Source organism: Agromyces sp. NPDC029043, assembly GCF_055564615.1.
In genome coordinates, this window is record NZ_JBVHVX010000004.1 from 240,061 (window position 1) to 262,285 (window position 22,225).

At 72.5% G+C, this 22,225-nt stretch carries 24 protein-coding genes and 1 tRNA gene; 13 read left to right on the forward strand and 12 right to left on the reverse strand.

Going from position 1 to position 22,225, the window contains the following annotated elements; genetic code table 11:
* Positions 1-76: 76 nt before the first annotated feature.
* The 5 genes from ACZ4TW_RS07945 to lysE form a co-directional block, all read right to left on the reverse strand.
* The gene (locus ACZ4TW_RS07945; protein ID WP_465541872.1) at positions 77-1,405 is read right to left on the reverse strand and encodes an RNA polymerase sigma factor; all 1,329 of its coding nucleotides are present in this window, start codon (positions 1,403-1,405) and stop codon (positions 77-79) included.
* A complete protein-coding gene (locus ACZ4TW_RS07950; RefSeq protein ID WP_465541803.1) occupies positions 1,402-2,262 on the reverse strand; it encodes a YciI family protein in 861 nt (286 codons plus the stop codon). Before ACZ4TW_RS07950 ends, ACZ4TW_RS07945 begins: the two co-directional genes overlap by 4 nt.
* A 50-nt stretch (positions 2,263-2,312) precedes the next feature.
* Entirely contained in the window at positions 2,313-3,317 is a 1,005-nt protein-coding gene (locus ACZ4TW_RS07955; RefSeq protein ID WP_465541805.1) for an isopenicillin N synthase family dioxygenase, read from the reverse strand.
* A 312-nt stretch (positions 3,318-3,629) separates the two neighbouring features.
* On the reverse strand, positions 3,630-4,277 hold the full coding sequence (locus ACZ4TW_RS07960) for an SRPBCC family protein (protein ID WP_465541807.1): 648 nt from the start codon (positions 4,275-4,277) through the stop codon (positions 3,630-3,632).
* Positions 4,278-4,320: 43 nt separating this feature from the next.
* On the reverse strand, positions 4,321-5,043 hold the full coding sequence (gene lysE, locus ACZ4TW_RS07965; RefSeq protein WP_465541809.1) for an L-lysine exporter: 723 nt from the start codon (positions 5,041-5,043) through the stop codon (positions 4,321-4,323).
* Positions 5,044-5,113: 70 nt separating this feature from the next.
* On the opposite strand from lysE, the gene ACZ4TW_RS07970 reads away from it, so the two are divergent.
* Entirely contained in the window at positions 5,114-6,007 is an 894-nt protein-coding gene (locus ACZ4TW_RS07970; protein WP_465541810.1) for a LysR family transcriptional regulator ArgP, read from the forward strand.
* Here the strand turns inward: ACZ4TW_RS07970 and dgt are convergent.
* From dgt to ACZ4TW_RS07985, 3 genes are all read right to left on the reverse strand, one after another.
* Complete coding sequence (gene dgt / locus ACZ4TW_RS07975) at positions 6,004-7,515, reverse strand: dGTP triphosphohydrolase (protein WP_465541812.1); 1,512 nt, start codon at positions 7,513-7,515, stop codon at positions 6,004-6,006. The genes ACZ4TW_RS07970 and dgt overlap by 4 nt on opposite strands.
* Before the next feature lie 14 nt (positions 7,516-7,529).
* Positions 7,530-8,747, reverse strand: a complete 1,218-nt coding sequence (locus ACZ4TW_RS07980; RefSeq protein WP_465541814.1) for a pyridoxal phosphate-dependent aminotransferase — start codon at positions 8,745-8,747, stop codon at positions 7,530-7,532.
* A 175-nt stretch (positions 8,748-8,922) separates the two neighbouring features.
* Entirely contained in the window at positions 8,923-9,330 is a 408-nt protein-coding gene (locus tag ACZ4TW_RS07985; RefSeq protein WP_465541816.1) for a DUF7144 family membrane protein, read from the reverse strand.
* Positions 9,331-9,606: 276 nt separating this feature from the next.
* On the opposite strand from ACZ4TW_RS07985, the gene ACZ4TW_RS07990 reads away from it, so the two are divergent.
* From ACZ4TW_RS07990 to rplA, 5 genes are all read left to right on the forward strand, one after another.
* Positions 9,607-9,679: transfer RNA gene (locus ACZ4TW_RS07990), tRNA-Trp, on the forward strand.
* A gap of 41 nt (positions 9,680-9,720) precedes the next feature.
* Positions 9,721-9,996, forward strand: a complete 276-nt coding sequence (secE, locus tag ACZ4TW_RS07995; protein WP_465541818.1) for a preprotein translocase subunit SecE — start codon at positions 9,721-9,723, stop codon at positions 9,994-9,996.
* A gap of 66 nt (positions 9,997-10,062) precedes the next feature.
* The gene (nusG, locus tag ACZ4TW_RS08000; RefSeq protein WP_465541820.1) at positions 10,063-10,986 is read left to right on the forward strand and encodes a transcription termination/antitermination protein NusG; all 924 of its coding nucleotides are present in this window, start codon (positions 10,063-10,065) and stop codon (positions 10,984-10,986) included.
* Between the two features lie 151 nt (positions 10,987-11,137).
* Complete coding sequence (gene rplK, locus ACZ4TW_RS08005) at positions 11,138-11,566, forward strand: 50S ribosomal protein L11 (RefSeq protein WP_465541822.1); 429 nt, start codon at positions 11,138-11,140, stop codon at positions 11,564-11,566.
* A 142-nt stretch (positions 11,567-11,708) separates the two neighbouring features.
* Positions 11,709-12,398 carry a 50S ribosomal protein L1 gene (rplA, locus tag ACZ4TW_RS08010; RefSeq protein ID WP_465541824.1) on the forward strand — a complete coding sequence of 230 codons (690 nt, stop codon included), beginning with the start codon at positions 11,709-11,711 and terminating at the stop codon, positions 12,396-12,398.
* 64 nt (positions 12,399-12,462) lie between these two features.
* Here rplA and ACZ4TW_RS08015 read toward each other — a convergent pair whose 3' ends face one another.
* Together ACZ4TW_RS08015 and ACZ4TW_RS08020 are read right to left on the reverse strand one after the other, a co-directional pair.
* A complete protein-coding gene (locus ACZ4TW_RS08015) occupies positions 12,463-12,681 on the reverse strand; it encodes a hypothetical protein (protein WP_465541826.1) in 219 nt (72 codons plus the stop codon).
* Positions 12,678-12,890 (reverse strand): DUF2188 domain-containing protein, encoded by a 213-nt coding sequence (locus tag ACZ4TW_RS08020; protein WP_465541828.1) that lies wholly within the window; start codon positions 12,888-12,890, stop codon positions 12,678-12,680. Before ACZ4TW_RS08020 ends, ACZ4TW_RS08015 begins: the two co-directional genes overlap by 4 nt.
* A gap of 299 nt (positions 12,891-13,189) precedes the next feature.
* Here ACZ4TW_RS08020 and ACZ4TW_RS08025 point away from each other — a divergent pair, with 299 nt between their 5' ends.
* The 4 genes from ACZ4TW_RS08025 to ACZ4TW_RS08040 all read left to right on the forward strand — a co-directional run bounded on the left by ACZ4TW_RS08025 (position 13,190) and on the right by ACZ4TW_RS08040 (position 18,274).
* The gene (locus tag ACZ4TW_RS08025; protein ID WP_465541830.1) at positions 13,190-14,401 is read left to right on the forward strand and encodes a flavin-containing monooxygenase; all 1,212 of its coding nucleotides are present in this window, start codon (positions 13,190-13,192) and stop codon (positions 14,399-14,401) included.
* Positions 14,402-14,473: 72 nt separating this feature from the next.
* The gene (locus tag ACZ4TW_RS08030; protein ID WP_465541832.1) at positions 14,474-16,114 is read left to right on the forward strand and encodes a LuxR C-terminal-related transcriptional regulator; all 1,641 of its coding nucleotides are present in this window, start codon (positions 14,474-14,476) and stop codon (positions 16,112-16,114) included.
* A 139-nt stretch (positions 16,115-16,253) separates the two neighbouring features.
* The gene (locus ACZ4TW_RS08035; RefSeq protein ID WP_465541834.1) at positions 16,254-16,547 is read left to right on the forward strand and encodes a hypothetical protein; all 294 of its coding nucleotides are present in this window, start codon (positions 16,254-16,256) and stop codon (positions 16,545-16,547) included.
* A 107-nt stretch (positions 16,548-16,654) separates the two neighbouring features.
* Positions 16,655-18,274: a LuxR C-terminal-related transcriptional regulator gene (locus ACZ4TW_RS08040; RefSeq protein ID WP_465541836.1), complete on the forward strand. Its 1,620-nt coding sequence runs from the start codon at positions 16,655-16,657 to the stop codon at positions 18,272-18,274.
* A 39-nt stretch (positions 18,275-18,313) separates the two neighbouring features.
* On the opposite strand, the gene ACZ4TW_RS08045 is transcribed toward ACZ4TW_RS08040, so the two are convergent.
* Positions 18,314-18,541, reverse strand: coding sequence for a hypothetical protein (locus ACZ4TW_RS08045; RefSeq protein WP_465541838.1), 228 nt, complete (start codon positions 18,539-18,541; stop codon positions 18,314-18,316).
* Positions 18,542-18,581: 40 nt separating this feature from the next.
* A complete protein-coding gene (locus tag ACZ4TW_RS08050) occupies positions 18,582-18,851 on the reverse strand; it encodes an acylphosphatase (protein WP_465541839.1) in 270 nt (89 codons plus the stop codon).
* An 84-nt stretch (positions 18,852-18,935) separates the two neighbouring features.
* Here ACZ4TW_RS08050 and ACZ4TW_RS08055 point away from each other — a divergent pair, with 84 nt between their 5' ends.
* The 3 genes from ACZ4TW_RS08055 to ACZ4TW_RS08065 are packed head-to-tail and all read left to right on the forward strand — an operon-like array spanning position 18,936 to position 22,152.
* Positions 18,936-19,301: an iron chaperone gene (locus ACZ4TW_RS08055; protein ID WP_465541840.1), complete on the forward strand. Its 366-nt coding sequence runs from the start codon at positions 18,936-18,938 to the stop codon at positions 19,299-19,301.
* Positions 19,298-20,521 carry a glutaminase A gene (glsA, locus tag ACZ4TW_RS08060; protein WP_465541842.1) on the forward strand — a complete coding sequence of 408 codons (1,224 nt, stop codon included), beginning with the start codon at positions 19,298-19,300 and terminating at the stop codon, positions 20,519-20,521. Before ACZ4TW_RS08055 ends, glsA begins: the two co-directional genes overlap by 4 nt.
* Positions 20,518-22,152 (forward strand): LuxR C-terminal-related transcriptional regulator, encoded by a 1,635-nt coding sequence (locus ACZ4TW_RS08065; protein WP_465541843.1) that lies wholly within the window; start codon positions 20,518-20,520, stop codon positions 22,150-22,152. Before glsA ends, ACZ4TW_RS08065 begins: the two co-directional genes overlap by 4 nt.
* The last annotated feature ends 73 nt before the right edge of the window (positions 22,153-22,225 follow it).

Below are 22,225 nucleotides of genomic sequence, written 5' to 3' on the forward strand. Positions count from 1 at the left end.
ATTCGGCCCGGCTGCCGGAGTGGCGGATCGTATATCCGCCGGAATGGACGTGCGGCATCGGTCCGGCGCCGCGCGGCTAGTCGGGTGCTGCGGGTCCGAGCTCGGCGAGGCGGCGCTCGAGGAAGCGGCGCTCAGGGGTGGTCGGCGCGAGCGCGATCGCCTCGCGGTAGCGGGCGGCCGCGGCATCCGTCTCGCCCAGGCGGCGGAGCAGGTCGGCCTGGGCGGCGGGGAGCAGGTGGTACCCGGCGAGGCGGCCGGATGCCTCGAGCAGCGCGAGGTCGTCGAGGCCGTGCCGGGGACCGAACGCCATGCCGCGGGCGATCGCGCGGTTGAGGGCGACGAACGGGGAGTCGGCGAGCATCGCGAGCGCGTCGTAGCGTTCGCCGATGGCGCTCCAGTCGGTCTCGTCGGAGGTGCGGGCGCGGGCGTGCTCGGCCTGGATCTCGGCCTGCAGGCGGTACGGACCGGGTGGGTCGCCGGCGCGGTTGTCCAGGAGGGCGAGCCCCTCGGCGATCTCGGCCGCGTCCCAGCGGGAGCGATCCTGCTCAGGCAGCGGCACGAGGTCGCCGGCCGTGTCGACGCGGGCCGTCGAGCGGGCGTGCTGGAGGAGCAGCATCGCGAGCAGCGCCCGCGCCTCGTCGGCGTCGGGCATCAGGACGACCACGAGCCGCGTGAGGCGGATGGCCTCGGCGGCGAGGTCGAGCCGCTGGAGCGCGTCGCCGTGCGAGGCGAGGTACCCCTCGTTGGCGATGAGGTAGAGCACCGCGAGCACGCCGTCGAGCCGCTCGGGCAGGAGGGCGGGCGTGGGCACTCGATAGGGGATGGCCGCGTGCCGGATCTTGCGCTTCGCACGCGAGATGCGCTGGCCCATGGTCGGTTCCGGCACGAGGAACGCGCGCGCGATCTCGCCGGTCTCCAAGCCGCCGACGGTGCGGAGCGTCAGCGCCACGCGCGACTCCATCGGAAGGGCGGGATGCGCGCACGTGAAGATCAGCCGCAGCCGGTCGTCCCACTCCGGCGATTCGTCGGCGACGACCTCCGCCGGGTCGGGCGGGCCGCCGGTGCGGCCGGAGACCTCCTCCATCGCCATCCACTCCCTGACCTTGTCGGCCTCGACGCCGCGGCGGCGGAGCCGGTCGAGCGCGAGGTTCCGGGCCGCGGTCGTGAGCCACGCGCCGGGGTTGCGGGGCACTCCGTCTCGCGGCCACGTCTGCGCCGCCCGCTCGAAGGCGGCGGCCGCCGCGTCCTCGGAGACATCCCAGTCGCCGGTGACCCGGATCAGCGTCGCGACGATGCGCGCCCAGTCCGACCGGTACGCGTCACGTAGTGCCGCCGCGACGGCGGGTGCGAGCGGGTCGGCGCCGCCCGCAGCCCGCGCCGTCGCGCCATCCGGTGCGCCCCTCAGAGGGCGGCTCCCGCCAGCGCCTCGGCGGCCGCGGGCTCGAGGCGGATGTCGCGTTCGGCCGCCTCGCGCTCGGTGCGCGCGACGGAGTCCTCGTGCACGTCGAACGGCCACAGCGGACGCAGTTCGATCGCGCCGCCGCGGGCCATCGGATGCGTCGCCGCGACCTCGATCGCCTCGGCGAGGTCGCGCACCTCGATGAGGTCGAACCCGGCGACCCACTCCTTCGCCTCCGCGAACCCGCCATCGGTCACGAGCACCTCGCCGTGACGGCGGCGCACGAACGTGGCATCCGCGGGTCGCCGCAGCACCTCGCCGAAGAGGCGCACGCCCCGGCCGTCCATCTCGCGTACCCACGCCTCCGGGTCGTCGTCAGTCGGGGTGCTTCCGTCGGCCGCGGTGCGCTCGCCCGTCGGGTCCACCACGACCTGCAGCAGGTAACGGCGGCCCCGCACCGGACGCTCGGCGAACCCGGCCGGCACGACGCGCGCTCCCGGCTCCGCGTCGGGCCACTGCACGAACGGCCTGATCTCGACCCGCCCGAAGGAGGCCACCGGATGCTTCGATGCGATCTCGATCGCCTCGTCGAGATCGCGCGCCTCGATGACGTCGAAGCCGCCGATCGCCTCCTTCGCCTCGGTGAACGGCCCGTCGACGACGAGCACCTCGCCGCCGCGCACGCGGACGGTCGTGGCATCCTGCTCGGGCCGCAGCCGCTCGCCGTACTCCGAGACGCCGCGCGCCTCGACCTCGTCGACCCACTCGCCGACGTGGTCGTCGGCCGGCACGTAGGGCAGGGCGTCGGGCCCCTCGGCGTAGAACAGCGCATACTCCATGGCGGATTCCTTCCTCTCGGTCACGCTACGCACGTACGACGAACGGCGTAACCCGATTTCGACACCGGGCGGGCTCAGGCTCCGACGAGCAGGCGCGGGTGCTGGGCCTCGACGACGTTCGGGTGCGCGCGCAGCCGGCTCTTCAGCCAGTTCTCGCCGAAGACGGCGTGCAGCGGGTTCGCCGGGTCCTGCGTGACGCCGGGCGCCTCGGCGGCGAGCGCCGGTGGCAGGTCGATGGTCGGGATGGTGGCGTCGAGCGCGGGCCCGTGGAAGTAGGGGATCGAGATGCGCTCGGTTCCCGGCGGAGGGGACACCACGCGATGCAGGGTCGCCTTGAGATAGCCGTTCGTGGCGATCTCGAGCAGCTCGCCGATGTTCACGATGAACGCGCCCGACGGGGCGACGACGTCGATCCACTCGCCGTCCTTCTCGACCTGCAGGCCGGCTTTGCCGCCCTCGACCGAGAGCAGCGTCAGCACGCCGAGGTCCTTGTGCGCGCCGACACCCTGCGCCGGCTGCTCCGCGTCGACACCGGGGTAGCGCACGATCTTCAGGTACGGCGACGGGGTCGCGAACGCGGCGTCGAAGGCGTCGGATGGCGCGCCCAGCGCCTCGGCCCACGCGCGGAGCAGGCGCGTGCCGACCTCGTCGAGCCGGGCGATCCACTCCTCGGCGACCTTGCGCAGCTCGGGCAGCGCCTCGGGCCAGAGGTTGGGGCCCTGCAGGACCCAGTAGTCGGGGGTGTCCGGCCCGACGGGCACCGCGGGGCGCTCGGCGCCGATGTCGATCTGCTCGCGGATGTCGACGCGGCCGAGCGTGCGCTCGCCGCCCATGCGCGTGTAGCCGCGGAAGTGCGGGCTCGTCACGTTCTCGATCGCGAGCTTGTGCGACTCGGGCAGCGCGAAGAACGCGCGCGCCGCGGCGTAGGCCCGGTCGACGAGCTCAGCGGGGACGCCGTGGCCGATGAGCGAGAAGAAGCCGACCTCGTGGGTCGCGCGCCGCAGGTCGTCGCGGAACGCGGCCCGCTGCTCGGGGGTGCCGTTCAGCAGCGAGAGATCGAGGACGGGGATGCCGGACATTGTGCTGGTCCTTTCGAGGTGCCGGGATGGTGCGCCGACGATGTGGCGGCCCCGGCATCCTTCGACGTCGGCTGCGTGGCATCCGCTTCGAGGAAGGGCCTCGAGAACCGGATGCCGCGGAGCTGACGCGGACGCGTCGGATGCGGCGTGAGCACGGGGGCTGCGGTCGGCGGCGCGGAGGAATCGCGCCCTGGGATCGTCGGGGAGACGATCGCCTAGCGGCGACAGCAGCGACAGGTGATGGTGCTCACGATGACGCACACGCTAGCACGGGCGGTGCCGGCGTGCGCAACCCACTCTGCGGGCGCCCGTTCACTCCGCGGCCTTCACGCGCTCCGCCCGGTCGCGGATGCCGCGGAGCATGCGCTGCGACATGAGGAAGCTGACGAGCTCGACCGGCTCGACGAGGGCGGCGGCCCACGGTTCGAGGTAGGCGTAGCGTTCGCGCACGACGAGACGGGTCCGATCGCCCGGTTCGTCGACGAGCACGAAAGCCCACGTGAAGTCGTACGGCGCACCCTGCGAGGTTCCGTCGGGGCCGACGCCGCCACGGAGGACGAGGTGGTCGCCCTCGTCGAAGGCGGCGACGTCGAGCGCCACCTTCGGATGCAGGTTCACGGCCTCCCCGACGCCGCGGATGCGCAGCTCGGGCATGAGCTCCTCGGCACTGTGGATGTCGCAGCCGAGGAGGTTCTCGAGCCAGTCGTAGGTGTACAGGCCGCCGCGGTTCTGCCCGAGCTGCGCGATCCAGGGCCAGACCGTCGAACGCGGCGCGTCGATGGAGATCGCCCTGGTCGACTGCAGGTCGGCCGTCTCGAGCAGCTCGTCGCCCGGGAGAGGTCGCGTCGTCTCGTCGCCGGACGTGCCCCATCGCAGCGAGGCGCGCCGCACCGCCGTGATCGCCGCCGCGGCGGCGGCCACGGCTCCGAGCGCGATCCCGATCCGGCCCACCCCTGCCATGCCCTCAGTATCGTCCCGTGCGGGTCGCGCCGCCACGGCATCGTCAGGCGGGCAGCACGAGCGACACGGCGATCACGAGCATCACGGCGGCGATGATGCCGTCGAGGATGCGCCACGCGCGGGGGCTCGCGAGCACGCGACCCAGCAGCCGAGCGCCGTACGCGAGCGAGAAGAACCAGACGACGCTCGCGAGCATGGCGCCGGCGGCGAAGATCCAGCGCTGGTCGCCGTACGTCGCGCCGACCGAGCCGAGCAGGACGACGGTGTCGAGGTACACGTGCGGGTTCAGCCACGTGAGCGCGAGGCACGTCAGCACGACGGGCAGCACCGGTCCGGCCGGTCGAGTCGCCCGCGAGCGGCGCACCGAAACCCGCTGCGCCGTCAGGGTCTCGGTTCTCGCCGTCGGTGCTCCTCGATCCTCGGAAGGCGCCGCCGCCGCTTGCCCGGAGGCATCGTCGTCCACCACCAGACCCGTCTCGGTCCCGCGGAGCGCCCGGCGCGCGGCGAGGAACGCGTATCCCATGAGGAACGCGGCGCCGGCCCACCGAGCGACGCCGATGAGCCAGGGGGCTGCGTTGAGTGCCGCGCCCATGCCGCCCACGCCCGCGGCGATGAGCACCGCGTCGGAGACCGCGCAGATGGCGGCCACGAGGAGCACGTGCTCGCGCCGGATGCCCTGCCGCAGCACGAACACGTTCTGCGCGCCGATGGCGACGATGAGCGAGAAGCCCAGGCCGAGGCCGGCGACGAGCACGCTGAAGTCCATGAGTCCGACGGTACGGACTCGCAGTGATGAAAGCCAGCTCAGGATTCTTCATCCCGATTAGCATTGCTTCATGGAAATCCCGCTCGACCTCGCCCGCACCCTCGCCGCGGTCGTCGACTCCGAGACGTTCGAGGTCGCCGCGAGCCGACTCAACGTCACGCCGTCGGCGGTCTCGCAGCGCGTGAAGCAACTCGAGCATCGGCTCGGCCGGGTGCTCGTCGTACGATCCAAGCCGGTGCGAGTCACCGAAGCCGGCGCCGCCGTGGTGCGGCTCGCACGCCAGCTCGCGCTGCTCGAGCACGACGCGCTCGCCGCGTTCGGCGGCGACGACGCGCCATCCGCGCGCCCGACCACCGTGCCGCTCGCCGTCAACGCCGACTCGCTCGGCACGTGGTTCCTGCCCGCGCTCGCGCGGATCGCTGCGCAGCACGCCGTCGTGTTCGACCTGCATCGCGACGACCAGGACTTCACCGCCGGCCTCCTCGAGTCGGGCGCGGTCATGGGGGCGGTCACCTCGCGGTCGACCCCCGTCGCGGGCTGCGTCGTGCGCCCGCTGGGCGTCATGCGCTACACCGCGGTCGCGACGCCGGAGTGGGTCGAGCGGTGGTGTCCAGGCGGGGCGGATGCCGCGGCGCTGGCCGACGCGCCGCGCGTCGACTTCGACCGTCGCGACGACCTGCAGGCCGAGTACCTTCGGCGCCTCGGGGCGGATGGCGCGGAGCCGCCCCGGCACTACGTCCCGGCGTCGAACGACTTCGCGACCGCGGTCAAGCTCGGGCTGGGATGGGGGCTCCTGCCCGGGTTCCAGTCCGACGACGAGCTCGCGCGCGGTGAGCTCGTCGCGCTCGGCGGCCCGCCGATTGACGTGCCGCTGTACTGGCAGCAGTGGAACCTCGGCTCGCCGCTGCTCGACGCGATCGCCGACGGCATCACCCGTGACGCGCGTGCCGCGTTGCGGACCTAGAGGTTCTGGCCGATGTCCCAGAGTCGGTCGGGGCGACCGTCGATCGCCTCCGAGACCGCCAGCGCCTGGTCGTCGGAGAGCGACGCGACGTAGTCCATGACCCCGCGGCCGACGCCGAGGCGCGCCACCTCAGAGGGCTCGGGGACCGGCACCCCGTCGGGTGCCTCGGAGCGAAGCCGCGCGTATCCGTCGGTCGCGATCTCCACCAGCTCGCGGAGGCGCTGGGGCACCCGCTCGCGATCGTCCTCGTCGCGGATCCACGCGGTGAGGCCCTTCACCGCGCGGGTGAGCACGCGGCTGAGCCCGCGCTGGTACATGACGATGTCGGACCGGTCGAGGATGAAGTGCCGGTGCACGAACTTCAGGATCTCGACCTCGTGCCAGGCGAGCACGTCGAGCGTGACCAGTCCGGCCCGGATGACGCCGTCGGGCGTGGGCACGACCGAGGACTGCAGGTGGGTGATCCATCGATTCGTGAACGACGACAGCGCGCGCTCGGAGGCGATGGAGCCGTCGAACGGGCTCGCGAGCAGGCCGTCGACGAGGTCGTCGGCGACGACGCCGACCGCCTCGCCGAACGCGTCGTCGGAGGCGATCCACGGGTCGCTCGCGTGCAGCTTCCGCCGGAGGGCCTCGAGCGCGCTGCCGGGCGGCGCGGTGCGCCGGGCGAGCGCCTCGTCGGCGAGGTCGGCGAGCTCGCCACCGGACTCGATCCACCCGCGGAACTCCCGTGCGACCGCACCCTGGCTGAGCAGACCCGCCCGGTAGAAGTCGTCGACGTCGTGGATCGAGTACGCGATGTCATCGGCGATGTCCATGATCGAGCACTCGAGCGACTGGCGCAGCGGCGGATGGCCCCGACGCGCGTCGACCAGGTCGGCCGCATCGATGCCGTAGGCCGAGTACTTCGGCACGTCCACGCCGTCGGCCGTGCGCCGCAGGCCGCGCGGCAGCGGACCCTCGCCCAGCTGGTCGACCTCGAGATACCGGGTCCACGGGTACTTCGCGACCGCGGTGCGCACGGCGGCGGTGAGGTTGAGTCCGCGCGGCGCCACCTCGCTCACGTCGAGCGTGGCGATGATGCGGTAGCTCTGCGCGTTGCCCTCGAAGCCGTCGGAGAGCCCGAGGGTCTCGCGGGCCAGCCGGTCGAGCACGCGCTCGCCGAGGTGTCCGAACGGCGGGTGGCCGAGGTCGTGCGCGCTCGCGGCGGCCTGCACGACCACGGCGTCGCAGCCGTGCTCGAGCGCGAGGTCGCGCGCCGGCGACGAGGCATCGGTCATCGCGACCGCGATGGCACGGGCGACCGCGGTGACCTTGATCGAGTGCGTGAGCCGATTGTGGATGAGCGGCCCCGCTCCCGGCTGGGCGATCACCTGCGTCACCGCCGACAACCGCGAGAAGTACGGCGAGAAGCGGATTCGCTCGAGGTCGAGGCGGAACTGGGAGTGCTCGCCGATGACGTCGGCGCTGCTTCGCGGTTCGTGTACGCGGCGCGCGGCGCGATCCATGCGGATGGATCCGGTCAGGCGAACAGGCGCTGCAGGCGCTGCACGCCCTCGAGCAGGGGCGCGTCTCCGAGGGCGTAGCTGAACCGAAGGAACCCGCTCGGTCCGAACGCCTCGCCGGGCACGGCGGCGACGTCGGCCTGCTCGAGCATCAGGTCGGCGAGCTCGAGCGACGAGGTCGGCGTCACGCCGCCCCACTCGCGACCGAGCAGCCCCGAGACATCCGGGTACACGTAGAACGCGCCCTGCGGCACGGGCACGGACAGGCCGTCGATCTTCGACAGCTCGGCGACGATCGTGCGCCGGCGGCGGTCGAAGGCGCGACGCATCTCCTCGACCGTGTCCTGCGGACCGGTCAGTGCGGCGATCGCGGCGCGCTGGGAGATGTTCGACACGTTCGAGGAGAGGTGCGACTGCAGGTTCGCGGCGCCCTTGATGACGTCGGCCGGGCCCACCATCCACCCGAGGCGCCATCCGGTCATCGCATAGGTCTTCGCGACGCCGTTCACGAGGACGGCCTGCTCGGCGAGGCCCGGCACCGCCTCGACGATCGACAGCGCGCGCGGCGGTGCGGCCTCGGGGTCGTCGGCGTACGTGAGGTTCTGGTAGATCTCGTCGGAGATCACCCAGATGCCGTGCTCGAGCGCCCACTCGCCGATCGCCTTCACCTGCTCGGGCGGGTACACCGCCCCGGTCGGGTTCGACGGCGAGACGAACAGCAGCGCGCGGGTGCGCTCGGTGCGCGCGGCCTCGAGCTGCTCGACCGTGACGAGGTAGCCCTGGTCGCTGCCCGCGAAGACGTCGACCTGGCGACCGCCCGCGAGCTTGATCGCCTCGGGGTACGTGGTCCAATACGGCGTGGGCACGAGCACCTCGTCGCCGTCGTCGAGCAGCACCTGGAACGCCTGGTAGACCGCCTGCTTGCCGCCGTTCGTGACGACCACCTGCCCGGCGCCCACCTCGAGGCCGGAATCGCGGAGCGTCTTCGCGGCGACGGCCTCGCGCAGCTCGGGCAGGCCCGCCGCGGGCGTGTAGCGGTGGTTCTTCGGGTCGGCGACCGCCTTCAGCGCGGCCTCGACGATGTGCTCGGGCGTCGGGAAGTCGGGCTCGCCCGCCGCGTACGAGATCACCGGGCGGCCCTCGGCCTGAAGGGCCTTCGCCTTGGCGTCGACCTTCAGGGTCGCGGACTCGGCGATGGCGGAGATGCGGGCGGAGAGACGGCGCTGATCGGTCACGGGCTCCAGCCTAGGACGCGGGGTCCCCGCGTGTCAGCGGCTCCGGTCGCGACATCCGCCGTCGCCCGGACGGATCGTCCGGATCGGGACGACTCCGCGCCGCGGGCGCAGAAGGGCGCCGCGGCGGTTCCCCAGGCCGCGGCGCCGGCGCCCGCCCCCACGGGCGCGCCTCGCATCAGGCTTCCCTGATCTTGAGCTCCTTGCCGTGCACCGTCAGCGCGTAGATCACGAACACGTCGAGCGCGATCACGAGGAGCGACCACCACGGCTGCGTCGGCAGCAGGAAGATGTGGCCGACCGCGTTCAGCGAGGCGAGGATCACCGCGACGACGCGTGCCCAGGTCGCACCCGTGAAGAGCGCGAGCGCCACGAGGATCAGCGCCGCACCGATCAGGAGGTGCCACCAGCCCCAGCCCTGGACGTCGAGCAGGAACAGCGTGCCGCTCGTCACCACGAAGTAGGAGTTCTCGGGCAGGAAGATCGCGATCAGGCCGTAGATCGCATCGATGGCTCCCGCGATGATCAGGATGGTGCCGGCGAACCAGCCCCAGCCCACCCAGCCGGTCACACGGACATCGCTCATGTGGTGCGCTCCTCTCCCGCGGCGTCGTCTCGCGGATGCGACGTCCCGGCCGCTCTTCGGCCACGGTACGCCCGCCCCGTATGCCCGGCGTGGGACATTCGTCCCACGCGATTCCGTCCAGCCCGGGCCGGTTTGGCGCACCATCCGGCGTCGCATACACTTGGTGAGGTTGTTGGAGTCAGCCAAGATCGATCGCGCCTTCGAACGGGTGGAACACCCGAGCGGCGGCGCGCGGCGGCCGGCTTCGACCCTGTGATCCGGCCAGCCGGGTCGCATAGGGCGGTGGCTCAATTGGTAGAGCAGCGGTCTCCAAAACCGCAGGTTGCAGGTTCGAGTCCTGTCCGCCCTGCGAGCCGGCCGGCGATGGCCGGCCCATGAAAGGTGTACGAGGTGGCCCGGAAAGTACTCGACGAGCCCAGCGAGGACGTCGTCGCCAATGCCAAGCGCGAGCGCGCGGCACGGCGCAACCCCTTCGCCAGGATCGCCCTGTTCATCCGGCAGGTCTTCGGCGAACTGAAGAAGGTCGTCACGCCCACCCGCAGGGAGCTCTTCAGCTTCACCGCGGTGGTCCTGGTATTCGTGGTCATCATGATGGCGATCGTCTGGGGGATGGACCAGCTGTTCGGTCTGCTGGTCCTGTACGTCTTCGGAACGCCGGGGGTCTGATCGGGCCGTCGGCCCGCACCCGCCGCGGACCCTCCGCGGTTTCGGCAAGAGAAGGATTGAGGAACAGTGACGAGGAACGAGCGCGAGGACGTCGACTGGGCCACCGCTGCTGAGCAGTCGTCCGAGGTCGAGGAGATCCAGGAAGGCGCCACGCAGGAGCACGACGAGGACTCGGTCGAGCCGGCCGAGCACCGAGCCGTCCACATCGTCGACGACGAGGGCAACGACATCGACCTCGACGCCGTCCTCGACTCGCTCGCCGAGGCGTCCGACCCCGAGGCCGACGCCGTCGTCGACGACGCACTCGACATCGACTCCGTCGACGAGGCCGAGGCCGCGTTCGAGGCCGTCACCGAAGAGGATGAGGAGCACGACCCGTACGAGGCGTTCCGCAATGAGCTCCGCTTCCTCCCGGGCAAGTGGTACGTCGTGCACTCGTACGCGGGCTTCGAGCGCCGCGTGAAGGCGAACATCGAGCAGCGCCGAGAGACCATGGCCATGGCCGACCACATCCACCAGGTCGAGGTGCCCATGGAGGACGTGGTCGAGATCAAGAACGGCCAGCGCAAGATGGTCACGCGCGTGCGCGTGCCCGGCTACGTGCTCGTCCGCATGGACCTCAACGAGGAGAGCTGGTCGGTCATCCGCCACACTCCGGGCGTCACGGGCTTCGTGGGCAACGCGCACAACCCGACGCCGCTCCGCTTCGAGGAGGCCTTCAACATGCTGAAGAGCCTCGTCGAGATCAAGGACGTCGCGCCCGCCCGCGGCGCGAAGGCCGGCGCCGCCGCCGGTGCCGCCCGCGCCATCCCGGCTGAGGTCGACTTCGAGATCGGCGAGACGATCACGATCAAGGACGGCTCGTTCGCGGGCCTGCCCGGCACGATCAACGAGATCAAGCCCGAGAGCGGCAAGCTCACGGTGCTCGTCTCGCTCTTCGAGCGCGAGACGCCGGTCGAGCTCAGCTTCGACCAGGTCACCAAGCTCTAGACGAACTCCACGCACTCAACCCTCCGGTATACTCGGAGGGTTGTGTGCTTTTCGCGAGCACCCAACCGCCACCGCAACCCGGATCCGCCGGGACCTGCGGGAGAGTGCCCCGATCGATTCGGTCGGGCGTTCGAACAGGAAGAGAGAAATCATGGCACCGAAGAAGAAGGTCACTGGTCTGATCAAGCTTCAGATCAAGGCCGGCGCCGCCAACCCCGCCCCGCCGATCGGTCCGGCGCTGGGTCAGCACGGCGTCAACATCATGGAGTTCTGCAAGGCGTACAACGCCGCGACCGAGTCGCAGCGCGGCAACGTCATCCCCGTCGAGATCACCGTCTACGAGGACCGCTCCTTCACCTTCGTCCTGAAGACCCCGCCCGCCGCCGAGCTCATCAAGAAGGCCGCCGGCGTCGCCAAGGGCTCGGGCGTCCCGCACACCACCAAGGTGGGCAAGATCTCGCAGGACCAGGTCCGCGAGATCGCCGAGGCGAAGATGGTCGACCTCAACGCCAACGACATCGACGCCGCGTCGAAGATCATCGCGGGCACCGCCCGCTCGATGGGCATCACGGTCGAATAAGGCCCTGGTGGTCGAGTGCGCACCGGCCGAGCCGGAGCGTACCGAGACCAGCGGATGCCACGCGGCATCCGACACCGCAGAACTCTCATCCGTGGCAGCGCCCGCCAGGCGCGATGACCACACTCTCGCAAGGAGAACCAACATGGCACAGAAGTCCAAGGCCTACCGGGCCGCGGCCGAGAAGATCGAGGCCGGCAAGTACTACACCCCGACCGACGCCGTCGCGCTCGCGAAGGAGACCGGCTCGGCGAAGTTCGACTCGACCGTCGAGGTCGCGCTGAAGCTCGGCGTCGACCCCCGCAAGGCCGACCAGATGGTGCGCGGCACCGTCATCCTCCCGCACGGCACCGGCAAGACCGCTCGCGTCATCGTGTTCGCGACCGGCCCCGCCGCCGAGGCCGCGATCGCCGCAGGCGCCGACGAGGTCGGCGGCGCCGAGCTCATCGAGAAGGTCGCCGGCGGCTACACCGCGTTCGACGCGGCCGTCGCCACGCCCGAGCTCATGGGCCAGGTCGGTCGTCTCGGCAAGGTCCTCGGTCCGCGCGGCCTCATGCCGAACCCCAAGACCGGCACCGTGACCCCCAACCCGGCCAAGGCCGTGGAAGACATCAAGGGCGGCAAGATCGAGTTCCGCGTCGACAAGCACGCCAACGTGCACTTCGTCGTCGGCAAGGCCTCGTTCTCCCAGGACCAGCTCGACGAGAACCTCAAGGCCGCCCTCGAGGAGGTCGTGCGCCTCAAGCCGTCGAGCGCCAAGGGCCGCTACATCCAGAAGGGCGCGGTCTCGACCACGTTCGGCCCGGGCATCCCGCTCGACGTCAACGCCATCTGAGTCCGCTCTCGTACGAAGGGTCCGCCGGTTCGCCGGCGGGCCCTTCGTCGTCTGATCGGGCCGTTCAGCGGCCCGAGTCGGGCTCGTCGTCGAGGTCGATCTCCTCGCCGGCGAGGTCGTTCTCGGCGTACTGCGGCTCCTGCTCGCGGGTCGCTCCGCCGGTCGGGCCGTCGTTGCCGTCACCGGGGCCGGGCAGCACCGTCTCGCCCGCGACCGCATCGTTGGTGGCGGTCTCCTGCCACTGTTCCCGGTCGTCCAGGAAGTCCTCTCGTCGGTCGCTCATGCGTCCGCCTCCTCTGCCTCGTCGGTGATGGCCCCGGTCTCCTCCGCGTCGACCACCGTGTGCCGTGTGCCGCTGCGTGCCGCGAGCTCGCGGCCGGCCTCGACGGCCTCCTCCTTCGTGCGGAAGCTCTGCGAGCGTTCGGGGTCGCCAACCACCCGGTTGACCCACTGCCCTCGCTTGGAGAGCGTCTCCACGTCGCCGTCGGCCATCGGCCTGCACCGCCCTTCGGTCGGGGATCGCACCTCCGGCGGGTCCGAAGGCCCGGGCACGCCCGGTGATCGATCCGGCATCCAGTCAACGCGTCCCGCCCGCCGTACGGTAGGCGTTGACATCCGTCCAGCAGCCCCGCACTCTCAGGGGTCGGCCGACGGCACGGCGCGGTCTCCTGGGCAGAATCACCCATGACCGCTCGCCCGGATGCGCCGATCGCCCGACGCGGCGGAACGCGCTGCCCGCCTACCGTCGGTCGCGAGGGACCGCCATGACGGCCCGGGAAGCGAAGGAGCGCATGGATGTCACGGACGCGTCGGGGCACGGACCCTCGGCGCACCACCAGCCGATCGAGGAACACGACACGGTCGTCGTCGGCGGCGGGCAGGCCGGTCTGACGATGGGACACGAGCTCGCCGTGCGCGGCCGCGACTTCGTCATCCTCGACGCAGCCGACCGCATCGGCGATGCATGGCGCCGCCGCTGGGACTCCCTTCGGCTGAACACGCCGGCGAAGTACGACGCGCTGCCCGGCCTGCCGGTCGGGCGGGACCGTCTCGCCTTCCCCACCAAGGACGAGTTCGCCGACTACCTCGAGCGCTACGCCGTCGCGCAGCAGCTGCCCGTGCGAACCGGCGAGCGGGTCGACCGCCTCGTCCGTTCGGGCGACCGCTACGTGCTCACCACCCGCGACGGTCGCGGGTACACCGCCGCGAACGTCGTCATCGCCACGGGCCCGTTCCAGGTGCCGCGCCTGCCCGCGTTCGCCGCGCGGATCGCTCCGCACGTGGTGAGCCTGCACTCGGCCGACTATCGCAACCCCCGGCAGCTCGCCGCCGGCCGGGTGCTCGTGGTCGGATTCGGCAACTCGGCGTCGGAGATCGCGCTCGAGACCGCGCGGACGCACGAGACCTGGATCTCCGGTGCACCCACGGGGGAGCTCCCCTTCCGTCACGGCCCGGCCGCGGCGCGGTTCGCGCTGCCCGTGGTCCGCATGCTCGGCCTGCACGTCGCGACCGAGCGCACGGCACTGGGCCGATCCGTCCTGCGTCGCATGAGGGGGAAGGCGGAGCCGCTGATCCGCGTGCGCCGTCGCGACCTCGCGGGAGCGGGAGTGAGGTTCGTGCCGCGGACGACCGGAGTGGAGGACGGGATGCCCGTCGTCGGCGAGACCGCCGTCGACGTCGCGAACGTCATCTGGTGCACCGGATACGACGAGGACCACGCGTGGGTGGACCTGCCCGGGTTCGAAGGAGGAGGACGGCCCGAGCACGTCCGCGGCGTCGTGACCGGGACGCCCGGGCTGTTCCTGCTCGGCCAGCACCAGCTCTACTCGGTGGGCTCCGGCACGCTCCTCGGCGTGGGGCGCGACGCGCGATACCTCGCCACGCGCCTCGTGCCCCCCGTTCCGGCACGGGCGGCGGCCGACGACCGAGTCCCGCTCCACGGGGACGAGGCGTCGAGCGCGCCAACGGGACCCAGCCTTGCGGGCACCGGACGACCGGCGTAGCGTCGCGATCGGAGGGACGGTCCGGCGGACGGGCGAGGCGCGTCGGCCCGCGCCATCCGCTGGAGCGACCGAATGGGGACGCCGACCGAACTCGAACGTGCGCGCACCGCCGTCGCAGAGCGTCGATGGTCGGATGCCGTGGACGCGTTCGGCGATGCCGGCGTCGCGGGGCCCGAACCCGAGCCCGCCGACCTGGTGCGGCAGGCGGATGCGCTCGAGCTGGTCGGCCGCGAGGGGGAGTCGATCATCGCGCGGACCCGTGCGCACGAGGGGTTCCTCGCGGCAGGCGACGTGCCGGCCGCCATCCGCTGCGCCGTGTGGATCAGCCTGCAGGCCCTCAACGCCGGGGACCGTGCGCAGGCGGCGGGATGGCACGCGCGGGCACGCCGGCTGTCCGACCGACTCGACCAGCCCGAGTCGGTGACGGGATTCGTGCTGATCCCCGAGGCGCTCGGCGCCCTGTACTCCGGCGACGTCGAGGCCGGCGGGCGGCTCTTCGCCGAGGCGCTCGCGATCGCCGAGCAGGACCGCCGGGACGCGGACCTGTTCGCGCTCGCCGCACTCGGCACCGGCCAGGCGAAGGTCATGGCGGGCGACGGCGAGGGCGGCTTCCGACTGTTCGACGAGGCGATGGTCGGCGTCACCGCCGGGGAGGTCGGACCCATCCCCTCGGGAATCGTCTACTGCGCGGTCATCGGGCTCTGCCACCTGTCGTTCGAACTCCGACGTGCGATCGAGTGGACCCGCGCACTGGACCGCTGGTGCCGCGCCCAGCAGGCGCTCGTCGCGTTCACCGGCCAATGCCAGGCGCACCGGGCGGAGCTCTTCCGCCTGCACGGAGCGTGGGACGAGGCACTCGAGGCCGCCGGAGCGGCCGACGAGCGGCTGGCCGCCGGCGACCACGGCGCGGCGTTCGGCGCGCCCTACCAGCAGGCCGAGGTGCTGCGACTCCGCGGCCGGTTCGACGCCGCCGAGGAGCAGTACCGGCGGGCGGGCGACTCCGGATGGGACCCGCAACCGGGGCTGGCACTGCTGCGCCTCGCCCAGGGGCGGACCGGGCTCGCGCAGACCCTCATCCGTGACGGCATCGCGTCCGCGGACGCGGCCACCCGGTGCCACCTCATCCCGGCGGCGGTCGACATCGAGGTCGGCGCGGGGGACCTCCCGGCGGCGCGGCGGCTCGCCGACGAGCTGGGATCGCTCGCGGAACGCCGCGGCTCCGCGATGCTCGAGGCCGTCGCCGCGTTCGCGGACGGTGAGGTGCGTCTGGCGGAAGGGGAGCCGGCCGTCGCGTTCCACCGCCTGCGTGCGGCGCGGGACGGATGGCGCGCGCTCGGCGCCCCGTACGAGGTCGCGCGATGCCGCCTCCTGATGGGCCGGGCCCGCCGTGCGCTCGGCGACGACGAAGCCGCGATCGACGAGTTCGAGCAGGCGCACGCGGCGTTCGCCGCGCTCGACGCGGCGCCCGCGGCCGCGGAGGCCGCCGCAGAGCTCGGACGCTCCGACGTCGCGGGGCGGGCGGGGCCCCTCAGCTCCCGGGAGGTCGAGGTGCTGCGCCTGGTCGCGACTGGCATGACGAACCGGGCGATCGCGTCGCAGCTGGTGCTCAGCGAGAAGACCGTGGCCCGTCACCTCAGCAACATCTTCACGAAGCTGGACCTCTCGAGTCGCGCCGCCGCCACGGCGTACGCGTTCGAGCACCGACTCGTCTGAGCGGCGCGCGACGCCGCGAACGTTCGGCCGCACGGACCGGCATGCCCGACGGATGGGTGGAACCACCCATTCCCGCGAGGCGAGGAGATGCATGATTCCCCCGAAGACGCACGCGCTCCGGCGCCGTAGCGTCGAAGCCATGGATGTTCCGGTGCTGGCAGGGCTCATCGCGGCGGTCGTGTTCGCGATCAGCAACCTGCCGATGCTCTGGAAGGCGGTGCGCACGCGCGACGTCACCTCGTACAGCCTGGGCAGCATCGCGATGATCAACGCCGCCAACGTCGTCTACTCGCTGTACGTCTTCAGCCTCCCACCGGGGCCGATCTGGATGCTGCACTCGTTCTACCTCGTGGCCTCGGCCGTCATGCTCGTGCTGTGCCTGCGTGCCCGGGCGGCGGCCGCCGGCAGCGGTGACCACCGCATCGCCGAATAGCCTGCCTCCCGCCTCCGGTCTTGCGGGCGTTCATGGCGCAACGGTACGTTTCCCACGACGCCGCGGGCCCGGGCCGAGCGGCCGGCGGTCGCCGGGGGAGCGAGATGATGTCGCCGAGCACGCTCGATGCCGGCCGCGGCGCGGCGGCCGATGGACGCTGGGCCGACGCGGTCGAGTACCTGGCGCAGGCCGACGCCGACGGTGGGCTCGCGGCATCCGATCTCGAACTGCTCTCGACGGCCGCCCTGCTGCGGGGCGACCCCTCCACCGCGGTCGCTACGGGATCCCGGGCGTACGACGCGCACCTCGCCCGTTCCGATGCGGCCGCCGCCGCGTGGGTGGCGGGCCGGCTCGCCCTCGAGTCGGTGGAGCTCGGCGACTTCACGGGCTCGGTCGCCTGGTCGGCGCGCGCGATGCGCGTCGCCGAGGCACTCGACGAGCCGGGCTCGCTCGCCGGGTTCGTGCGACTCGGACCGGCCGTCGCGCAGCTCGGGAGCGGGAACGCCGCGGAGTCCCGCCGCATCTTCCTGGAGATCCGCGGCCTCGCCGAGCGCCATGGCGATCGCGAGCTCGACGCGAACGCCTCGCTCGGCCTCGGCAAGTCGCTCGTCGAGCTCGGCGCGGTCGCGGAGGCGTTCGCGAGCTACGACCGGGCCATGGACGCGGTCGCGACCCGAGAGATCGATCCCGTGACCACCGGCGTGATCAGCTGCGCGCTCATCTCCGACGCGATCATGGCGAACGATCTCGATCGCGCCGAGGAGTGGACGGACATCCTCGACGGGTGGTGCCGAGCGCAGCCGTCGCTCGTGACCTTCAGCGGTCAGCGGCACGCGCTGCGCGCCGCCCTGCTCCTCGTGCGCGGCGCCTGGGACGAGGCGGCGAGTGCGCTCGAGCTCGCGCTGGCCGGCTTCCGCGCAGGGGACTTCCGGGCGATCTACGGAGCGCCGTACTACACGGCCGAACTGCGGCGGCTTCGGGGCGCCTTCCATGCGGCCGAGGAATCGTACCGGCGCGCCGCGGAATCGGGATGGGAACCCCAGCCGGGTCCGGCGCTGCTGCACCTCGCTGCCGGGCGGACGCAGCGCGCGCAGGCCGAGATCCGCCGGAGCGCCGCCGGCGACGACCGGTTCACCCTCCGGTTCGTGCTCCCCGCCGTGGTGGAGATCGAGGCGGTCGCCGGCGACGTCGACGCCGCCCGGCGCGCGGTCGGGGCGCTGCGCGAGGCGAGCGCGGCGATGCCGACGCCGATGCTCGATGCGATGCTCGCCGCATGCGAGTCGCGCGTGCTGCTCGCCGCGGGCGATGCAATCGGTGCACTCCGGGAGGCGCGGGCCGCGTCGCAACGGTTCCACGCGGCGGGCGTGCCGTACGAGCGCGCGCGGAGTCGGGTGCTCGCCGGGCGCGCGCTCCGCGCGCTGGGCGAGCATGCGGAGGCGGAAGCCGAGTTCCTCGCCGCCCGAGAGGTGTTCGCGGGCCTCGGCGCCGAGCCGGCGCTCGCCGAGGTCGCCGACCTGGTCGGCGACCGGCGCAACGGCGCACTGACCGCGCGAGAGATCGAGGTGCTCCGGCTCGTGTCCACGGGGCTGACCAATCGCGGCATCGCCCAGCGGCTCACGCTCAGCGAGCGGACGGTGGAGCGGCACCTCAGCAACATCTTCGGCAAGCTCGGGATCGCGTCGCGCGCGGCGGCCACGGCGTACGCCTACGAGAACGGGCTCATGTGACGTGCTCGCGCACCGGCCGTCGTGGTATCGGGCCTGCCTTCATTCCTCCTCGTCGAACGAGTCGAACTCGGCGTCGAACCCGTCGTCCTCCTCATCCTCCTCATCCTCGTCCCCGTCGCCGAGGACGGTTCCCTCGCGCTCCAGCGCGTCGAGGTCGAGCTCCTCGTCGGTGGGCACGTGCTCGCCCGCGACCGCGTCGTTCACGACGCGCTCGCGCCACTGCTCCTCGTCTTCGTCGGCGGGGTCGTCGCCCCACGGGTCGCTCATCGTCGGTCTCCTCTCGTGCGCTGTCAGGCCGCGCCATCCGTCAGCCCGTGACGCGGAAGCCCCGCTCGCCAGTGGGGGTCAGGTCGGCGGTGCTGATGGAGGTCACCTCGGCGCCGGGCGGCCCTTCGTCGAGCCAGGCCAGCATGGCGTCGACGGATGGCGCATCCCCCTCGATCTCGGCCTCGACCGCGCCGTCGGAGCGGTTGCGGATCCACCCCGCGACGCCCAGGCGCTGGGCCTCGATGCGCGCACTGTACCGGAAGCCGACCGCCTGCACGCGGCCGTGCACGATGACGCGCTGCCGGATCATGAGACCCCCTCGTGACGAGGGTAGACCCGCCCCCGGTCGCGCGCACGGATGCCTCGGGCGCGCCCCGCGCGTAGCATGAGCCGCATGGGGGAGGTCTCGGAGTACGTGGCCGGGCTCGACGAACCGGCCCGATCGGCGATCGAGGCGGTCTACCGGGTGGCGAGGGCGACCGTGCCCGACGCGGTCGAGGGGGTCGGCTACGGCATGCCCGCGCTGCGCTACCGCGACAAGCCGCTGCTGTCGGTGATGGCGGCGAAGGCGCACATCGGCGTGTACCCGTTCAGCCCGGCGGTCATCGAGCAGTCCGCCGAGGCGCTCGACGGGTTCGACCGGGCGAAGGGCACCATCCGGTTCACGGCCGATCGGCCGCTCCCCGACGAGGTCGTGCGGGGCCTCGTCGCGAGGCGACGCGACGAGATCGACGCGACGTCCGGCCGGCGTCGGTCGTGACCGGCGTCGAGCGACCGCAGCTCCTCGGCGAGGCCGTCGACCGAACGCTCGGCCGGGCGCTGGCGGACGTCGCGGCGCACGTGTCCGGTGGCAGGATCGCCGACTACATCCCCGAGCTCGCCGGCGCCGACGCCGAGGCGTTCGGCGTCTCGCTCGCGAGCGTGCTCGGCCGCGTGTACGGCGCCGGCGACACCGGGACGGAATTCACGATCCAGTCGGTCTCGAAGCCGTTCACGTACGCGTTCGCGTGCGACCTGCTCGGCGCCGAGGAGGTGCTGCGGCACGTCGGCGTCGAACCGAGCGGCGAGCCGTTCAACGCGATCAGCCTCGACGCCTCGGGCCGGCCCGAGAACCCGTTCATCAACGCGGGCGCGATCGTGACGACCTCGCTCGTGCCCGCCGCCGATGCCGGCGAGCGGTTCGCGCGCATCCGGGACGCGCTCTCGCGGTTCGCGGGCCGCGAACTCGACCTCGACGACGAGGTGTACCGGTCGGAGGCCGAGACCGGCCACCGCAATCGGGCGCTCGCAGGCCTGGCGCTCGCCACGGGCGCGCTCGGCACGCCGAGCGTCGACGAGGCGACCGACCCGTACTTCCGGCAGTGCTCCCTGCTCGTGACGACCGAGGACCTCGCGCTCATGGCCGCGACGCTCGCGAACGGCGGCGTCCACCCGCTCACTCGCGACCGCGTCGTGAGGGAACGCGCGGCGCGCGACACGCTGTCGCTCATGGCGACGTGCGGCATGTACGACCGCTCGGGCGCCTGGGCGTTCCGGGTCGGCATGCCCGCGAAGTCGGGCGTGGGCGGCGGGATCGTGGCCGTGCGGCCGGGTCAGTTCGGCGTCGGCGTGTTCAGCCCGCCGCTCGACGATGCCGGCAACAGCACGCGGGGCGTGGCGATGCTCGAGGCGCTCTCCGACCGGTTCGGCCTGCACATGTTCGACCACACCTCCGAACCCGCCTCTCCGGTGGGGGAGGTCGACATCGACGCTGCGCACGGCACGGTGACCATCGAGCTGCGCGGCGAGCTCGACTTCGTGGCCGCCGAGCAGGTCGTGCACGATGTCCGCCGGCTCGTCGAGCACACCGGAGCGACGACCGTGCGACTCGACCTCGGCGACGTCACCGCCGTGTCGGAGATCGCCGAGGGGCTGTTCCGCGAGACGAGCGCGGCAGCCGAGGCGGCGGGCCTGCACGTCGAGCGCGTGGAGGGGCCGTGACCGGGTCGTTCGCGCTCGAGGAGGGCCGGGCGGCGATCGCCGACCGGCGCTGGGCCGAGGCGTACGAGCGGCTCGCGGTGGCGGATGCCGCGGCGGACGGCGGACTCGCCCCGGCGGACCTCGAGTCGTTCGCGACCGCGGCCCTGCTGCGCGGCGAGGGGCGCACTGCGCTCGCGGCCATGATGCGAGCCCATGAGGCATTCGTGGTCCGAGGCGACGTCGAGGGCGGGGCGCGAGCTGCCGCGTGGATCGCCGTCTTCCAGATCGAACTGGCCGAGTGGTCGCACAACCTGGAGTGGATCCCACGAGGTCTTCGCATCGCCAGTTCGCTGGCCGAACCTTCCACCTCCGTGACCGGGCTCGCGATGGTTCCGACGTCGATCGCGTCGATCGCGAGCGGAGACCATCGCGGAGCCGAGCGTCAAGCGGCGGAGATCGAGGAGATCGCCGAGCGGTACGAGGACCCGGACCTGGCCGCCATGGGTACCTTCCTGCGCGGCTACTGCCTGCTCGAACTGGGCGATGACCAGGCGGGTGTCGAGTGCATGGACCGGGCGGTGTCCGCGGTGGCCCGCGGCGAGACCTCACCGGTCTTCTCGGGGTTCATCCTGTGCACCGCCGTGGGGATGGCGCACATCGGGTTCGACCTCGGCCGGGTCATCGCCTGGACTTCGGCGCTCGACGAGTGGTGCCGCGAGCAGCCCGAGCTCGTGGCCTACGATGGCCAACGGCATGCGCTGCGAGGCGCGCTCCTCCGCCTGCAGGGCGCGTGGCCCGAGGCGTCGACCGAGGCCGAGCTCGCGATGGCTCGCTTCCGGGCCGGCGACTTCCGGGCGATGTGGGGCGCGCCGTACTGGTACGGGGAGCTGCAGCGACTCCGCGGCGCATTGCACTCCGCTGCGGAATCATTCCGCCGAGCCGGTGAGACCGCGTGGGACCCCCATCCCGGTGCGGCGATGCTCCTGCTCGCCGAGGGCAAGGTCAATCGGGCGCAGGAGCAGATCCGTCGCAGCACCGCCGACGCCGACCGCTACATGCGGCGGCACCGGCTTCCCGCCATGGTCGAGATCGAGATCGCCGCGGGCGACGTCCCGGCGGCGCGGCGCGCGTTCGACGAGCTCAGCGAACGGGCCGGACCCCATCCGTCACCGATGTTCGCGGCCGTGGTCGCGTTCGCGGGCGCCCAGGTCGCGCTCGCCGAGGGCGACGCCGCCGCGGCACTCGCCGGGGCGCGCGAGGCGGGCGACGGATGGCGCACGCTCGGCGTGCCGTACGAGGAGGCCAGGAGCCGGGTGCTCGCGGGGCGGGCCCTGCGCGAGCTCGACGAGGGCGAGCGTGCTCGGAGCGAGTTCGACGCGGCACGCAGCGCGTTCCTCGCGCTCGGCGCCGCGCCCGCGCTCGCAGAGCTCGATCGGATCACGGGCGCCGGTCGCGGCGGCGGCCCGCTCACCGAACGCGAGCTCGAGGTGCTGCGCCTCGTGTCGACCGGCCTCACCAACCGCGCGATCGCCGAACGCCTCTCGCTCAGCGAGAAGACGGTGGCTCGGCACCTCAGCAACATCTTCGCCAAGCTCGGGCTGTCGACGCGCGCCGCGGCGACGGCCTACGCGTACGAGAACGGGCTGGTCTAGCCTCCGGCCGCCGCAAGGGCGGATCGTCCGTGCGTCGGCCGACGGCGGACCGCCAGGCATGCCCGACGAGAGC

Excerpts from the sequence above, each read along its gene's own strand:
- ACZ4TW_RS07955 (WP_465541805.1), bottom strand. The coding sequence starts at position 3,317 with ATGTCCGGCATCCCCGTCCTCGATCTCTCGCTGCTGAACGGCACCCCC.
- ACZ4TW_RS07960 (WP_465541807.1), bottom strand. The coding sequence starts at position 4,277 with ATGGCAGGGGTGGGCCGGATCGGGATCGCGCTCGGAGCCGTGGCCGCC.
- lysE (WP_465541809.1), bottom strand. The coding sequence starts at position 5,043 with ATGGACTTCAGCGTGCTCGTCGCCGGCCTCGGCCTGGGCTTCTCGCTC.
- ACZ4TW_RS07970 (WP_465541810.1), top strand. The coding sequence starts at position 5,114 with ATGGAAATCCCGCTCGACCTCGCCCGCACCCTCGCCGCGGTCGTCGAC.
- dgt (WP_465541812.1), bottom strand. The coding sequence starts at position 7,515 with ATGGATCGCGCCGCGCGCCGCGTACACGAACCGCGAAGCAGCGCCGAC.
- ACZ4TW_RS07985 (WP_465541816.1), bottom strand. The coding sequence starts at position 9,330 with ATGAGCGATGTCCGTGTGACCGGCTGGGTGGGCTGGGGCTGGTTCGCC.
- rplK (WP_465541822.1), top strand. The coding sequence starts at position 11,138 with ATGGCACCGAAGAAGAAGGTCACTGGTCTGATCAAGCTTCAGATCAAG.
- rplA (WP_465541824.1), top strand. The coding sequence starts at position 11,709 with ATGGCACAGAAGTCCAAGGCCTACCGGGCCGCGGCCGAGAAGATCGAG.
- ACZ4TW_RS08015 (WP_465541826.1), bottom strand. The coding sequence starts at position 12,681 with ATGAGCGACCGACGAGAGGACTTCCTGGACGACCGGGAACAGTGGCAG.
- ACZ4TW_RS08020 (WP_465541828.1), bottom strand. The coding sequence starts at position 12,890 with ATGGCCGACGGCGACGTGGAGACGCTCTCCAAGCGAGGGCAGTGGGTC.
- ACZ4TW_RS08025 (WP_465541830.1), top strand. The coding sequence starts at position 13,190 with ATGGATGTCACGGACGCGTCGGGGCACGGACCCTCGGCGCACCACCAG.
- ACZ4TW_RS08030 (WP_465541832.1), top strand. The coding sequence starts at position 14,474 with ATGGGGACGCCGACCGAACTCGAACGTGCGCGCACCGCCGTCGCAGAG.
- ACZ4TW_RS08035 (WP_465541834.1), top strand. The coding sequence starts at position 16,254 with ATGGATGTTCCGGTGCTGGCAGGGCTCATCGCGGCGGTCGTGTTCGCG.
- ACZ4TW_RS08040 (WP_465541836.1), top strand. The coding sequence starts at position 16,655 with ATGTCGCCGAGCACGCTCGATGCCGGCCGCGGCGCGGCGGCCGATGGA.
- ACZ4TW_RS08045 (WP_465541838.1), bottom strand. The coding sequence starts at position 18,541 with ATGAGCGACCCGTGGGGCGACGACCCCGCCGACGAAGACGAGGAGCAG.
- ACZ4TW_RS08050 (WP_465541839.1), bottom strand. The coding sequence starts at position 18,851 with ATGATCCGGCAGCGCGTCATCGTGCACGGCCGCGTGCAGGCGGTCGGC.
- ACZ4TW_RS08055 (WP_465541840.1), top strand. The coding sequence starts at position 18,936 with ATGGGGGAGGTCTCGGAGTACGTGGCCGGGCTCGACGAACCGGCCCGA.